A 14,412-nucleotide genomic window follows, 5' to 3' on the forward strand; every position below is an offset into this window, starting at 1 on the left:
CCGGCCATGGACAGGTCACCGGGTGGAGCGTCCGGCTCCGTTCTGCTGCTTTCATCGGTCGGTACGGCAAGCTGGAAGATCGCCGGGGCGGCGGTGGACGGCCCCGGCGGTACAGGAAGAGGGAGCGGTCGGTGATCCGTGTTGCGGTGGTGGACGACGAGCAGCTCGTCCGGTCCGGGCTGCGGATGATCCTGGGCACGGCCCCGGACATCGAGGTCGTCGCGGACTGCGGCGGGGGCGAGGCCGTGGCCACCGTGCGGGACGGCGCGCCGGACGTGGTCCTGCTGGACATCCGGATGCCGGACGTCGACGGCCTGACCGTGCTGCGCGCGCTGCGGGAGCTGCCGCACCCCCCGGCCGTGGCCATGCTGACGACCTTCGACGCCAATGAGTACCTCGCCGCGGCGCTGCGCTCCGGCGCCACCGGCTTCCTGCTGAAGGACACCGATCCGGAGCAGCTCGTCCAGGCCGTACGGACCCTCGCGGTCGGCGGCAGCGTCCTGGACCCGGGGGTGACTCGGGCCGTCATCGGCGGCTATCTGGCCGCCGAGGCCGAGTCCACGGCGGCCGCGGCGGTGGCCGGGCTGACCCCGCGCGAGCGCGAGGTGCTCACCCACCTCGGGGCGGGGCTGGCCAATCCGCAGATCGCCGAGCGGATGGGGCTCGCGCCCAGCACGGTCAAGGATCACGTACGGGCCGTCCTCGGCAAGCTGGGCGGTCTGAACCGGGTGCAGGCCGCGATCGTCGCCGACCGGGCCGGGCTGGTCACGGACCCGCCCGGGACGGGCACCCCGTGACCGCCGCGCTGCCGCTGCTGGTGCCCGTCCTGCTCGCGGTCGCCGACGCGCTGCTGGTCAACGGGCCGGGCATCGGGGTGGACCTGGGGGTGTCGCTGCTCGCCGCGGCGGCCCTGCTGCTGCGCCGCCGGTTCCCCGTCGCCGTCTTCCTGGTGACGCTGCCCGGCATCTACATCGGCTACGTCTGGTTCGCGCCGATGATCGCCCTCTACACCGTGGCCAGCCGGCGCCCCGGCCGGCGGCTGCCGATCGTCCTGGCCGTGCTGCTCGCGGCCGCGCACTTCGTGCCCTATCCGCTCTCCGACCTCGTCCTGTCGGACCGCCGGGAAGTCGCCCTCCAGCTGCTCGACGCCTGTGTCACGGCCGCCACGCCCGTCGCCATCGGCCTGCTGACCCGTACCCGCCGCGAACTGGCCGCCCGGCTGGACGAGCTGACGCGCAGCCGGGCCCGGGAGGACCGGCTGCTCTCCGAGCAGGTGCTGGCCACCGAGCGGGCCCGGCTCGCGCGCGAGATGCACGACGTCGTCGCCCACCAGGTGAGCCTGATCAGCCTGCAGGCCGGCGCCCTCCAGATCGCCACGCCGGACGCACAGGCGCGCGAGGGCGCCGGGAAGATCCGGGAGCTGTCGGTGCGCACCTTGGAGGAGCTGCGCCACATGGTCGGCATCCTGCGCAAGGCCGGTGCCGACACCGAGGAGCTCTCGCCCCAGCCGCGCCTGGCGGACCTGCCGAAGATGATCGAGCTGAGCGCGCTCGACGTGACGTACGAGAACACCTGCGATCCGGCGGTGGAGCGGCCGGAGGCCGTGCAGCGGGCGGCGTTCCGCACGGTGCAGGAGGCGCTGACCAACGCGCGCAAGCACGCTCCGGGCGCCCGGGTGCGGGTCACGGTGGCCGACGGCGGCGGGACGGGCGCGGACGGTGCGGCCGCGGGCGCCCTGCTGGTGGAGATCCGCAACGGTCCGGCGGACGCGGCGGCGGACGCTCCGGGGCTGCCGGGCGGCGGCCACGGCCTGGTGGGGCTGCGCGAGCGGGCCCAGAGCCTGGGCGGAACGCTGGAGGCGCACGGGACGCGGGACGGCGGCTTCGTCGTACGGGCCGGGTTCCCTCGCGCGGGGTGAGGGAGGGGCGGCGACAAGAAGGGCGGAAGGGGGCGGCCAGGCCGGCTCGGCGAGGTCCGGTGCGGCAGCGTCCCGAAGAGGCGCGGGGAACCGCGCGACCGGTCACGACAGGGCCGCGGCCGACTCGCCGGAGTTCCGGCGGAGCGCTCAGGCCGACAGCGGCTTGGTGCCCTCGTCCGTCTCATGGGTCGCCGTGGCCAGGTCGGGGTAGATCTCGAAGAGCCGGCGCACCCCGAGCGCCCCGAGCACCCTGTTGACGTGGGAGCCGTCCACCGCGCCCTGTGCGGGCAGGATCAGCCTCAGCCGCCCCTGACAGGAGCGCATCAGCCGGCGGGCGGCGATCAGCACGCCCACGCCGCTGGAGTCGCAGAACTGCACCTCGGCGAGGTCGAGCACCAGACTGCGGCGGCCCTCGGCGACCGCGTCGTGCACGCGTTGCCGGACGACCGGCGACGTCACCAGGTCCATCTCGCCGGAGACACGGAGAACAGCCCAGTCCCCGTGTGCGGCGTCCTTCACCTTCAACGTCACGCGCTCGAAGCCCCTTCGCTCGGTTCTCGTTCCCCGGAACGGACCCTTCCTGGGGTTGCGGCTGCCCGACCGCTCTGCCGTGAAACGCCGCGGCGTCAGCCGGCCCTCATCGAGCCTATGCCCAGCTCCAACCCTGAATCCTCCTGGATACGGTCACACACGCATAACACATCGGCACATTCGCGCACGTACGATCTATAACGATCGCTCAGTGGTGCGGTAAGTGACGACGGCAATACCATCCGCAGCCGGTCACGGAGTCGGCTTTGCCGTAAAGATGTCTGCGCCGCCGGACCCGGCGACTACATTCGGGGAGTATGTGACGCTGGGCACAAGCACGTTCCATGGCTGGATGTGCCGCCCCGGTGCCAGAAGTGGTACGCAGGACGAAGTACGCGGCGCGAGCACGCGGGACGAGCACGCAGGAGGGGGCACCATCCATGGCGACCGAGGCACCACCGCGCTGGGACCGCAAGATGCAGCAGCGGCTGGCGCACGGTGAGGCCGCGGCGCTCGGCGAGCTCTACGACCGCTTCGCCTCCCTGGTGCACACCCTCGCCCACCGTGTGCTCAGCGACGAGACGGCCGCCGACCGCGTGACCCGCGAGGTGTTCGGCTACGTCTGGGAGAACCCCGGCGCCTACGACCCGAAGCAGGGCTCCCTGCGCTCCTGGATCGCCGCCCTCACCCACCGTCAGGCGGTCGAGCGGCTGCGGCAGTCGCAGAGCGACGGCGAGAACACCCCCGAGGAGATCGAGGAGCGGGTCCGCGAGGCGTCCGCCGCCGCCCGCGCCGACTACATCGTCACGTCCATGCCCGCCCCGCTGCGCGCCGCCCTGGACCTGGCCTACTTACGCCGCCTCGACTACCGCCAGGCCGCGGTGGACCTGGGCGTCACCGAGGACGAGGCCCGCCGCCGGCTGCGCCTCGGGCTGCAGCTCCTGTCCACCGCGCACCACGCGCCCCGCGTGCCCTCGCCGCCCGCCCACGGAGGTGTCCGATGAGCGGCCCGGCCGGCCCGGAAGCCGCCCGCGTCCCGGAGCCCCCGGACGACGCGGCCGCACCGCCCACCGGGGACCACCCGGTTCCCCCCGCCCTGCCCGCACCGACCCACAAGGTGCTGAAGTCCCTGCTCGGCGCCTGGGCGCTGGCCGCCTGCTCCGCCGAGGAGACGACCGCCGTCGAGGAGCACCTCACCGACTGCGCCACCTGCGCCGACGAGGCCGTCCGGCTGCGGGACGCGGTCGCCCTGCTGCACCCGGAGGACAATCTGGACCTCGACCCCCGGCTGCGCTCCCGGGTGCTCTCCGCCTGTCTCGGCCGCCGCCCGGCCCGGGTCCCGGTGCCCGACTGGGTCGCGCCCTACGACGCCGAGACCGCCCGGCTCGACGCCCTGCTCCATGACATCGGCGAGGCGGAGTGGCGGGCGCCGGTGCGGCTGAAGTGGTTCGACGGCGAGCGCCCGGTGGCCCGGGACACCACCGCGGCCGCCGTGATCGGCCATCTCCTGGCGGTGGACGGCCTGCTCGCGGCCGTGCTCGGCCTGCCGGACCCGCTGGGCCCGCTCGCGACGGAGGGGGCCACGCCCACCGAGCGCACCGAGGCGTTCTGGGCCATGGCCGCCGACGGCCCCGCCGGGCAGCCGCCGGGCGCGGTGCACGGCGGCTGGCGCGAGCAGAGCCACGCGCTGACGAGGACCGCGTCCTTCGCCGGCGCCGAGGCGGCGGACCGGTCCGTTCCGTACGGCCCGGTCAGCCTGCCGCTCGCCGATTCCTTCGTCGACCGCGCCTTCGAGTGCTGGGTGCACGCCGTGGACATCGCCGACGCCATCGACTATCCGTACGCCCCGCCGTCCGCGGGCCATCTGCACCGGATGGTCGACCTCGGGGCCCGGCTGCTGCCGGCCGCGATCGCGGACCGCCGCCGGGCCGGCCTCGCCCCGCCGCCGTACGCCCTGCTGCCGGTGGGCGTCCCGGGCCGCACGCTCCATCTGGAGGTGGAGGGCAGCGGAGGCGGCCACTGGTACATCCCGCTGGACTCCCCCGGAGCCACCACGTCCGCGGCGGAAACGGTTGCCCACGTCGCGCTCGACGCCGTCGAGTTCTGCCGGCTGGCGGCCGGGCACATACCGCCGGAGGAAGCGGCCGCGGGCCAGACGGGCGACCGCCAGGCGATCCGCGACGCGCTGTACGCGACGGCGTCCCTGTCGAGGCTCTGAGGGGCGGGGCGCACGGACCTCGGTCGGTGCGCCCCGTACGCCCCCGTACGCCCGTCAGGCGAAGACGACCGTCCGGCGGCCGTTGAGGAGCACCCGGTGCTCGCTGTGCCACTTCACGGCGCGGGCGAGCGCCTGGCACTCCACGTCCCGGCCCACGGCGACCAGCTGGTCGGGCGTGACCTCATGGCCGACGCGCTCGACCTCCTGCTCGATGATCGGGCCCTCGTCGAGGTCGGCGGTCACATAGTGCGCGGTGGCACCGATCAGCTTCACACCGCGCGCGTGCGCCTGGTGGTAGGGGCGTGCGCCCTTGAAGCTCGGCAGGAAGGAGTGGTGGATGTTGATGATCCGCCCGGAGAGGACCTTGCACAGGTCGTCGGAGAGCACCTGCATATAGCGGGCGAGGACGACCAGCTCGACGTTCTCGGCCTGGACCAGCTCCAGGAGCTTCGCCTCCGACTCCGCCTTGGTCTCCTTCGTCACCGGGATGTGGTGGAAGGGCACCCCGTACGAGCCGACGAGCTCGGCGAAGTCGGTGTGGTTGGAGACGACCGCCGCGATCTCGACCGGCAGCGCGCCGATCCGCGAGCGGAACAGCAGGTCGTTGAGGCAGTGCCCGAACTTGGACACCATCAGGATGACGCGCATCTTCTCGTCGGCGCGGTGGATCTGCCAGTCCATCTGGAAGGAGTCGCCGATCGCCGCGAAGCTGGCCCGCAGCTTCTCCAGCGTGACCGGCGCGTCCGCGCCGAAGTGCACGCGCATGAAGAAGAGCCCGGTGTCGTGATCGCCGAACTGCTGGCTGTCCTCGATGTTGCACCCGGTCATGAAGAGGTAGCTGGACACCGCGTGCACGATGCCCTGCTTGTCCGGGCAGGAGAGGGTGAGGACGTACTGTTCGGGGGCTTGCGAGGCGCTCATAGCCCAATAGCGTCGCACACCCGCAAGGCCCCTCGGGACCGCGCGGCCCCGGCCGGGTCAGCGCACGGCCGTCAGCCCGGCCAGTATGCCCAGCGAGCGCGGGGGCACGTCCGGGTCGTCGCCGTCGCCCGCCGCCAGCCGAACGTGTGCCTCGCGAGCGGCGCGCACCGCCTCCGGCCAGCCGTGGTGCTCCAGATACGCCGAGACCGGGGCGTCGGCCCCGACCTGGTGCATGATCCGCAGCACCCGGAGCACGGCGACGTCGACCAGCGCGGCCTCGCCCGAGTCCCGGAAGATCGTGCCGACGTACTTCTCGGCCGACCAGTTGTCCAGCCAGGTGTCCTCGACCAGCCGGTACACGGCGTCGGTCACGTCCCCGAAGCCCTCACGGCCCGCGAGCCAGCACTCCTGCTGGAAGACCGGGTCCGAGAGCATGTGCAGCGCGGAGCGTACGTTCGCACGCCAGCGCCACCACGGCATGTCATTGAGCGGCATACCGTCCATGGTGGTCGAGCGGCGGCCGCGACGGGAAGACTTCTCTGAACCCTGCACAGCAATCGATCGTACGTTCCCGCCCGGCGGGGGTCATGACCCCCCTTCGAGATCACCGACCGTGACCGGCCTACGACTACAACTGGGTCCACTTGCGCTGCGACAGCTTGTACTTCTTCGCGGTCGGGTTCCAGAGGTCCGCCGCCTTCTTCTTGGCGGCCGTCGCGTCACCGCTCGCCCGGTCGCCCGCGGCGCTGTCGTCGGTGGGGCGGGCGTGCCCCTTCGAACAGCCGTGCTTGTCGCCCGTCTGGTCGGCCCACTTCGCGTACGAGGTGTCCGCCGCGGACGACGACTGCCACGCCTTCGTCAGCTGCGCGGACAGCTCGGAGCTGTCGGGGAGCTTGTCGATGGGCGTCTGCTGGAGGCGGGTGACCAGGCCGTCGCGCTGCTTCGCCGCGTCCCGGAGGTCGGCGGCGGACTTGCCGAGGTCCTTGCAGCTCTTTATCGAGTCGACGGCCTTGATGACGGCGTCCCGGCTGTTGTTGCTGTCCTTGAGCAGCGCGTCCAGCGCCTTCGCCTGGGCGGCGGCCGGATCGGCGGCCGACGGGCTCGACTCCGGCTTCTTCTGCTTGCCGTCCTTCGGCGCCTCCTCCGGGGCGACGGGGGTGGCGGACTCCACGGCGGTGTTCTGCTTGCCGCCCTTGTCCTCCTTGCCGTCGCCGCCGCTGAGCAGGGCACCGGCGGCGAGCCCGCAGACGGCGCAGCCGGCCACGACCATGCCGACGATCGCGGCGGTGGGCAGCTTCTTGCGGCGCGGCGCGGGCCCGTCGGAACGGCCGCCTCCGTGCTGACCGGGCCCCCGGGGCGGCGGAGGCACGGGCGCTCTACGGGGCTCCCGGACCGGCTCCCGGACAGGCGGCATCTGCTGCGTACGGGGCCCGGCGTCGGCGGAGGCCCGGAACAGCCCGTCGAACTCGGCCGGCGGCGTCCGCTCCCCGGAGGGAGCGGCGGCGTGGACGCCGGCCGGGGGTATGGGGGGTGGGGTGGGGTTGCCGTTGCTGTTGCCGTTGCTCACGGGCGGGAGGTACTGGGTGGCCGCGCCGGCGTCCGGGGCGGGGCCGCTGCCGTTGCCTACCGGCGGCAAGTACTGAGTCGCCGCACCCGCGTCCGGCACGGGGCCGTTGCCGTTGCTCACGGGCGGGAGGTACTGGGTGGCCGCACCCGCGTCCGGGACTGGGCCGCTGCCGGTGCCCACCGGCGGGAGGTACTGGGTCGCCGCGCCCGCGTCGGGCACAGGGCCGCCGCTCACGGGCGGCAGGTACTGGGTCGCGGCGCCCGCGTCCGGCACGGGACCACCGCCGTTACCCACGGGCGGCAGGTACTGAGTCGCCGCACCTGCCGACGCAGGAACGGGACCGTCCCCTACCGGCGGCAAGTACTGAGTGGCCGCGCCCGCGTCGGGCACAGGGCCGCCGCCGTTACCCACCGGCGGCAAGTACTGGGTCGCCGCGCCCCCGTCCGGCACGGAGCTCTCCCCCGGTGCCGGCAGGTACTGCGGGCCCTCCGAGCCGCCCTCGTCACCCGGCCCCGCGCTCACCGGGGGCAGGTACTGCGTGGCGGGGTCGTCGGCCGGGGCGTACGGCGCGGGCGGTGCCGTGGGCACGGGCGGGAGGTACTGCGTGGCCGCACCGGCGTCCGGCGCCGCGGCCCGCACGTACGGGCTCTGCGCGGGCGGCGCGCCCGGCACCGGGCCCGCGCCGACCGGCGGCAGGTACCGCGTGGCATCGGAGGTGTCACCGGAGTCCGCCGGACGCGGCGGCGTCTCGGGCGGCAGGGGCGCGCGCGGCGCGTCGGGACCCCACGGCCCGCCCCACGACTGGCCGGTACCGGGGCCGGTTCCGGGGCCGGGCGCCGGGGCCGCAGGGGGCTGCGGAATGTTTCCCTGTCCGCGCTGCGTCACCGGGACTCCTCATGCTGTACGGGACTTACGGAAGCGTCGGCTCACGCTACCGGGTCGCTTTGGCGCTGAGCCATGCGCTCCTGTCCTGGTTCCGTACCAGTTCGGTACCGGTGCGGGCCGTTTCCCGCGGCCTCTGATAAGCGCCGACCGTTTCCGGCCAACCCACCGTTCCCGCCGCCCCTGCCGGGTGCCCGCCGTTGCCGCCGCCCCTGGCGGGCGCCCGCCGTTCCCGGCCCACCCACCGTTGCCACCACCCCTGGCAGCTTCCCGCCGTCGGCGGCCGACCCGCCGTTGCCACCACCCCCGGCAGCTTCCCGCCGTCGGCGGCCGACCCGCCGTTGCCACCACCCCCGGCAGCTTCCCGCCGTCGGCGGCCGACCCGCCGTTGCCGCCGCCCCTGGCGGGCGCCCGCCGTTCCCGGCCCACCCACCGTTGCCACCACCCCTGGCAGCTTCCCGCCGTCGGCGGCCGACCCGCCGTTGCCACCACCCCCGGCAGCTTCCCGCCGTCGGCGGCCGACCCGCCGTTGCCACCACCCCCGGCAGCTTCCCGCCGTCGGCGGCCGACCCGCCGTTGCCGCCGCCCCTGGCGGGCGCCGCCGTTCCCGGCCCACCCACCGTTGCCACCACCCCTGGCAGCTTCCCGCCGTCGGCGGCCGACCCGCCGTTGCCGCCTTCGGCGGGTTCTACCCCACCCCGCCCGCCCGGCACCCCGAAACGCCACCCCGGGCCCCTGCCCGGCTCCCCGCCGTCGGCGGCCCACCCGCCGTTGCCGCCTTCGGCGGGGACTTCCCCACCCCGCCCGCCCGGCACCCCGAAACGCCACCCCGGGCCTCCCGCCCAGCTCCCCGCCGTCGGCGACCCACCCGCCGTTGCCGCCTTCGGCGGGGACTTCCCCACCCCGCCCGCCCGGCGCCCCGAAACGTCACCCCGGGCCCCTGCCCGCCCCCGGCCAACCGACAACCCGCAGCCGAACCACGCCCCGGCCCGTACCGGCCCGCAGACAAACCACGCCCCGGCCCACGCCGACCCGCAGACGCCCACGCCCCGGCCCACACCGGCCCACACCCGGCCCACACCGGGCCCACAGACAAGTGCAGGGGCAGCAGCCTGCTAAGCGGCCTGCTAAGCCGCCTGCACCTCCAACCGAGCCCCGAACTCCCGTACCACCGGCTCCTCCCGGTAAGGCGCCAGCCTCTGCTGGAAGTCGTCCAGGTACTCCGCCCCCCTGTTCGACCGCAGCGTCCCCAGCAGTTCCAGCGCCCGCGTCCCCGTCGAGCACGCCTCGTCGACGTCGCGCTGCTGGACCTGCGCCGTGGCCAGCAGGAGCAGGCCGATCGCGCGGCGGCGGACGCGGCCTTCGGGGTGGCCCGCGATGGCGTCCTCCGCGTGGCGGCGCGCCTGCTCCGGCTGGCCCAGGTCGCGGTGGCAGTGCGCCAGTTCGTCCGCGAGGTAGGCGTGGTCGAAGTGGCGGATCCACGTGGGGTCGTCGCCGGACTCCTTCGCGTTCTCGGCCTGTTCGAGCTTGGTCAGGGCCCGGCCCGCGACGGTCTGGAAGGACCGGGCGTCACCGAGCAGCGCGTGCCCGCGCGCCTCGGCGGCGCAGAACATCGCCTCGGCGCGCGGCGTGACCTGCCCCCTCGCCCCTTCCTGCGCGGCCTTCGCGAGCTGCGCGATCTCCCGGGGGTTGCCCAGGGAGGCCGCGAGGTGGCTCATGCTCGCGGCGAGGACGTACCCCCCGTAGCCCCGGTCGCCCGCGGCCTGGGCGAGCCGCAGCGCCTGGATGTAGTAGCGCTGGGCGAGTCCGGGCTGGCCCGTGTCGACGGCCATGTAGCCCGCGAGCTCCGTCAAACGGGCGACGGCTGCGAAGAGTTCGCGCCCGACGGATTCCCGGTAGGAGCCGGCGAGCAGTCCGGAGACGACGCTGTTGAGGTAATGGACCACGACGGGGCGCACGTGCCCGCTGCCGTAGCGGTGGTCGAGCTCGACCAGCGCGTCGGTCGTGGCCTTGACCGCGTCCACGTCGGAGGCGCCGACCCGCGCGCCCGCGTTCCGCGCGACCTGCGCGTCCGCTCCCGTGATCAGCCAGTCGCGGCTGGGCTCGACGAGCGCGGAGGACGCCACGGACGTGCCGCTGAGGAAGTCCCGGCGGCCGACGTCGCTGCGCCACAGCTCGCAGACCTGCTCGATCGCGCCGAGCACGGTCGGGGAGAACTGCAGCCCGACGCCGGAGGCGAGGTTCTTGCCGTTGGCCATGCCGATCTCGTCGATGGTGACGGTGCGGCCCAGCTTGCGGCCGAGCGCCTCGGCGATGATCGCGGGCGCCCGCCCGCGCGGCTGCTGGCCGCGCAGCCAGCGGGCTACCGACGTTTTGTCGTACCGCAGGTCGAGGCCGTGCTCGGCACCGCACATATTGACGCGCCGTGCCAGACCGGCGTTGGAACAGGCGGCTTCCTGAATGAGCGCTTGCAACCGTTCGTTGGGCTGCCGCGCCACGAGTGGCCGTGCGGCCATGCTGTACCCCCTGATACTGCTAAGCGTTCGCGGCCGTTGCCGCGCCAAGCGGAGAAGCTGAGACAGCGGAGAGCGCCTTCCCCTGTGATCTTTGCCCCCTGGATGTCCGGAGAATGCGGACTTGACGGTAATGACGTAAAGGCGGCAATGGCCAGACATTGACTGCATCGCCCTCGCCGCTTCGCAGGTGGCTACCCACCCTCGGCGGCGAACCCGCGTCTGCGCCCCCGCACATGCATCCGTGCGCCCCATGTGCATATCCGACCGCCGCCCACAAGCGTGAGCCTGAGCCGTAACCCCTCGTGACAAGGGGAGTTGTGATGGACGTGGAAGAGACCATCGGAGTAGTAGGAGCACCGCACATCCCCCAACAACGCGGCGAGCAGCTGCTCGACGCCGCTGTTCGGTATGCGGAGGAGCGGCACTGGGACGTATTCGCCGGCACCTGGCTGGTGACCGCGGAGGGCGGGGAGCGCTGCTCGTGCGGCGAGCTCGACTGCCCGGCCCCCGGCGCGCACCCGTCCCGGCCCGACTGGGCGACCCAGGCCACGGGCAGCGCGGTCGCCGCCCGCCGGATGTGGGACAAGCGGCCCGCCGCCTCGGTCCTGCTGCCGACCGGCCGGACCTTCGACGCGCTGGAGGTGCCGGAGAGCGCCGGGTGCCTGGCACTGGCCCGCATGGAGCGCATGGGGACGGCGCTCGGCCCGGTCACCTCCACACCGTACGGCCGGATGCTGTTCTTCGTACTGCCCGGTGGCGCCCTGAAGGCCCCGGACCTCGCCCGGAAGCTGGGCTGGCGGCCCTCCCTGCTCGACCTGGTCGCGCGCGGCGAGGGCGACTACGTGGTCGCGCCCCCGACGCGGATGGGCTCGCGCGGCTCGGTGCAGTGGGCCCGCCAGCCCACCGCCGCCAACCGCTGGCTGCCCGACGCGGAGGAGCTCGTCAGCTCCCTGGCGTACGCCTGCGCCTGCGACGCCCAGGACGCCCGGCGCAGGTGACGCACCCGGGGCAGGGAGCCTCTCCAGCCCCCTGCCCCAGCCCCCTGCCGCCCCCCGCCCTGACCGAGACCCTCAGGCCGCCCCGTCCGACGCTTCCCCCACATGCCCGTCGGGCCGTACGAGCAGGGTCGTCCGGCGGGCGTCGGCGCGGGTCACCGTGACCACACCCGCCTCCTCCCGCGCGCTCGCACCGCGCGGGAGGACCCGCACGTACGAACCGGCCCGCAGCGCCTCGTACAGCCGCGAGGGCCCGCCCGGGGTCTCCCGCAGCGGCAGGTCGGGGACGCGCCGACCGGTCCACGGGTGGGCGCCCTTCGGCGCCGGGTAGTCGATGCCGATGCCCGACACCAGGAGGCCGCCCCGGTGGGTGAGGAAGGGCACGGCCCCGGCGGCCACGAGGGCCGCCTCCCGCAGGCCGCGGGTGGCGGGCGAGCCCAGCAGGGCGGCCCGGACGATGGCGCCGCTGAGGCGCAGCACCAGCTTGCCGACGGGGTGCCGCTCGTCGTGGTAGCTGTCGAGGAGGGTCTCGTCCGCCCGGTCCCGGAGGACGGCGGCGAGCTTCCAGCCGAGGTTGGCCGCGTCCTGGATCCCGGCGTTCATGCCCATGCCGCCCGCGGGCGAGTGGACGTGCGCGGCGTCGCCGGCGAGGAAGACCCGGCCGTCGCGGTAGTGCGGCACCTGCCGCTCGTCGCTGTGGAAGCGCGAGGTCCAGCGGGGGTCCCGCATCCCGTGATCGGTACCGAGGACCGCGCGGAGGAGGTCCCGCAGGTCGGCCAGGTCCACCGGGGCGTCGGACGGCAGTTCGCAGCCGCGCCGCCAGGCGATGACGCGGTACCAGCCGTCGCCGAAGGGCACGACGAACGCGAAGCCCGCGGGGCCCGCGTCGAAGGCCGGCAGCGTGGTCGGCGGGTCGTCCAGGAGGACGTCGGCGAGCATCACGGAGCGCAGGACGGACCTGCCCGGGAACGGCATGCCCAGCGCTTCGCGGACGGCGCTGCGCACCCCGTCCGCGCCGACGGCGTACGCGGCGCGCAGCCGCTCCTCCCCCGCCTCGGTGCGGACGTCCACGTCGACGCCGGCGGCGTCCTGGCGCAGGCCGGTCACCTCGGTGCCGCGCAGGATCCGGGCGCCCGCGTCGGCGGCGCGCTTCTCCAGGATCCGCTCGATCTCGTACTGCGGGGTCAGCAGGACGCCGGGGAAGCGGGTGGGCAGCCGGGAGAGGTCGATGCGGGCCCGGCCGAAGAAGCGCAGGGTGTCCGCGAACGTGCCGGTGCCGAGCAGCTCCTCGGCCCGGCCCCGGGCGTCGAGGACCTCCAGGGTGCGGGCGTGCACGGCGAACGCCCGGGTGAGGTTGGACTCCTGGGCCCGCCGTTCCAGCAGGGCCACGCGGATGCCGGCGGCGGCGAGGTCCCCCGCGAGGAGGAGGCCGGTGGGGCCCGCGCCCACGACGAGGACTTCGGGGGTGTTCGCGCGTTCCGTGCTGCTTGCGGAGGACATGGCGTCTCCTCGGGGGCGGACGGTGTGGTGCGGCCGTACTGCCAGTGCACACCCGGGAGAGGGGTTATGTCAACGACTGTTGAATTAATGTGGAGCCGCCCCCGGGGCGGGGTCCGCGGCCCCCGCCCCTCAGAGCCTCCCCGTCGACTCCAGGAACGGCTCCACCACCCGCCGCCACCCCGTCGGCTCGTCGTAGTGCACGAGGTGCCCCGCGTCGGGGACCTCCGCATAGGCGCCGCGCGGGAGGACCCGGACCATCTCCTGCGCCTCCGCCCGGCCCAGCTCGCCGTCGAGGCCGCGGACGACGAGGGTCGGGCACTCGACCAGGGCGAGGTCCTCCCAGTGGGCGTCGTGGGCGTACGTCCCCCGGGCGTGCAGCATCTGGCGGCGGGAGAAGACCGGGCGCCAGCCGTCCGCGCGCTCGGCCATCACCTCGGCGTAGAAGTCGCCGCGGGCCGGGCGGGGGCGCTCCAGGGCCGGATCGTCCTCGCCGAACCAGCGGCGGACGTCCGCGAGGGTCGCGAAGGGCACCGGCCAGGACTTGAACCAGTCGCTCCACTCGCGCTGGCTCGCCGCGCCCAGCGCGGAGGCCCGCATCTCGCAGACGACCAGGGCCCGGACCAGGTCCGGGCGGCGGGCCGCGAGCTGCCAGGCGGTGAGCGCGCCCATGGCGTGGCCGATCAGCGTGACGGGCGCGAGCCCGAGCAGCTCCACGGCGGCCAGGGCGTCCGCCACATACGCCTCGCGGGTGTACGGGCCCTCGGCGGGGCGCTCGCTGCGGCCGTGGCCCCGCTGGTCCAGGGCGATGGCCCGGTGGCGCGTGGAGAGCCAGCGGGCGGTGTCCGCCCAGTGCGCCGCCCGGCCCAGCAGGCCGTGCAGCAGCAGCACCGAGCCCTGCCCCTCGGCGCCGCCCGGACCGGCCCCGCTGTCCGCGCCGGCCGCGCCGGCCTCGCGGCGGCTCTTCGGCGGATCGGCGAACTCCCAGGCCGCGAGCCGCACTCCGCCGCTCCCGCTCACGTCGATACGCCGCACCATGAGTCCTGGCACCCCCTCTTCTCCCCCGGGCCGCTACATCACGTAGAACATAGATTCGAATACACATCTGTCGCACGCAACACCCCCCACAACACCCCTCTTTCGAGTGACCTTGCTGAAGGGTTGACCGGCGGCACCCAGGGGAGTAATCGACCTGGGCGCGGACCGCTCGGGGAAGAAAGGTCCGCGGGGCGCACCCTGGGAGCTCGGGGCTCCGGGTCGCCGCGGGGGTATATGGGGAGGCGGGGCCCCGGCGGTTCGCGAGAGCCGCCGGGGCCCTCGCCACGACCGCCGGCCCCGCCCCGGGGCACTGCTCCCCACCGCGCGCG

12 protein-coding genes are annotated in these 14,412 nt (G+C 74.6%); 5 read left to right on the forward strand and 7 right to left on the reverse strand.

Annotation, left to right across the window (positions count from 1 at the left end; genetic code table 11):
* The first annotated feature begins 131 nt into the window (after positions 1 to 131).
* Together AF335_RS29025 and AF335_RS29030 are read left to right on the forward strand one after the other, a co-directional pair.
* On the forward strand, positions 132 to 797 hold the full coding sequence (locus AF335_RS29025; protein ID WP_102921395.1) for a response regulator: 666 nt from the start codon (positions 132 to 134) through the stop codon (positions 795 to 797).
* The gene (locus tag AF335_RS29030) at positions 794 to 1,918 is read left to right on the forward strand and encodes a sensor histidine kinase (RefSeq protein WP_102921396.1); all 1,125 of its coding nucleotides are present in this window, start codon (positions 794 to 796) and stop codon (positions 1,916 to 1,918) included. The genes AF335_RS29025 and AF335_RS29030 overlap by 4 nt, the downstream gene beginning before the upstream one ends.
* A 147-nt stretch (positions 1,919 to 2,065) precedes the next feature.
* On the opposite strand, the gene AF335_RS29035 is transcribed toward AF335_RS29030, so the two are convergent.
* Complete coding sequence (locus AF335_RS29035; RefSeq protein ID WP_102921397.1) at positions 2,066 to 2,449, reverse strand: STAS domain-containing protein; 384 nt, start codon at positions 2,447 to 2,449, stop codon at positions 2,066 to 2,068.
* A gap of 440 nt (positions 2,450 to 2,889) precedes the next feature.
* Between AF335_RS29035 and AF335_RS29040 the strand changes: the two genes are divergently transcribed.
* Together AF335_RS29040 and AF335_RS29045 are read left to right on the forward strand one after the other, a co-directional pair.
* Positions 2,890 to 3,453 carry a sigma-70 family RNA polymerase sigma factor gene (locus tag AF335_RS29040; protein WP_102921398.1) on the forward strand — a complete coding sequence of 188 codons (564 nt, stop codon included), beginning with the start codon at positions 2,890 to 2,892 and terminating at the stop codon, positions 3,451 to 3,453.
* Positions 3,450 to 4,667 carry a maleylpyruvate isomerase N-terminal domain-containing protein gene (locus tag AF335_RS29045; protein WP_102921399.1) on the forward strand — a complete coding sequence of 406 codons (1,218 nt, stop codon included), beginning with the start codon at positions 3,450 to 3,452 and terminating at the stop codon, positions 4,665 to 4,667. The genes AF335_RS29040 and AF335_RS29045 overlap by 4 nt, the downstream gene beginning before the upstream one ends.
* 54 nt (positions 4,668 to 4,721) lie before the next feature.
* Here AF335_RS29045 and purU read toward each other — a convergent pair whose 3' ends face one another.
* From purU to AF335_RS29065, 4 genes are all read right to left on the reverse strand, one after another.
* A complete protein-coding gene (purU, locus tag AF335_RS29050) occupies positions 4,722 to 5,588 on the reverse strand; it encodes a formyltetrahydrofolate deformylase (RefSeq protein ID WP_102921400.1) in 867 nt (288 codons plus the stop codon).
* 57 nt (positions 5,589 to 5,645) lie between these two features.
* The gene (locus AF335_RS29055) at positions 5,646 to 6,092 is read right to left on the reverse strand and encodes an SCO4402 family protein (protein ID WP_221505319.1); all 447 of its coding nucleotides are present in this window, start codon (positions 6,090 to 6,092) and stop codon (positions 5,646 to 5,648) included.
* Positions 6,093 to 6,216: 124 nt separating this feature from the next.
* Positions 6,217 to 8,040, reverse strand: a complete 1,824-nt coding sequence (locus AF335_RS29060; RefSeq protein ID WP_102921402.1) for a hypothetical protein — start codon at positions 8,038 to 8,040, stop codon at positions 6,217 to 6,219.
* Between the two features lie 1,124 nt (positions 8,041 to 9,164).
* Positions 9,165 to 10,553 carry an NsdA family TPR-like regulatory protein gene (locus AF335_RS29065; RefSeq protein WP_102921403.1) on the reverse strand — a complete coding sequence of 463 codons (1,389 nt, stop codon included), beginning with the start codon at positions 10,551 to 10,553 and terminating at the stop codon, positions 9,165 to 9,167.
* Between the two features lie 320 nt (positions 10,554 to 10,873).
* Between AF335_RS29065 and AF335_RS29070 the strand changes: the two genes are divergently transcribed.
* The gene (locus AF335_RS29070; RefSeq protein WP_102921404.1) at positions 10,874 to 11,551 is read left to right on the forward strand and encodes a bifunctional DNA primase/polymerase; all 678 of its coding nucleotides are present in this window, start codon (positions 10,874 to 10,876) and stop codon (positions 11,549 to 11,551) included.
* A 72-nt stretch (positions 11,552 to 11,623) separates the two neighbouring features.
* Here AF335_RS29070 and AF335_RS29075 read toward each other — a convergent pair whose 3' ends face one another.
* Both AF335_RS29075 and AF335_RS29080 read right to left on the reverse strand, forming a co-directional pair.
* On the reverse strand, positions 11,624 to 13,048 hold the full coding sequence (locus tag AF335_RS29075) for an FAD-dependent monooxygenase (RefSeq protein ID WP_102921405.1): 1,425 nt from the start codon (positions 13,046 to 13,048) through the stop codon (positions 11,624 to 11,626).
* 129 nt (positions 13,049 to 13,177) lie between these two features.
* Positions 13,178 to 14,083, reverse strand: a complete 906-nt coding sequence (locus AF335_RS29080; protein WP_102921406.1) for an alpha/beta fold hydrolase — start codon at positions 14,081 to 14,083, stop codon at positions 13,178 to 13,180.
* Positions 14,084 to 14,412 lie beyond the last annotated feature (329 nt).

Origin of the sequence: Streptomyces eurocidicus, assembly GCF_002891295.1 — a bacterium.
GTDB classification, from domain to species: domain Bacteria; phylum Actinomycetota; class Actinomycetes; order Streptomycetales; family Streptomycetaceae; genus Streptomyces; species Streptomyces eurocidicus.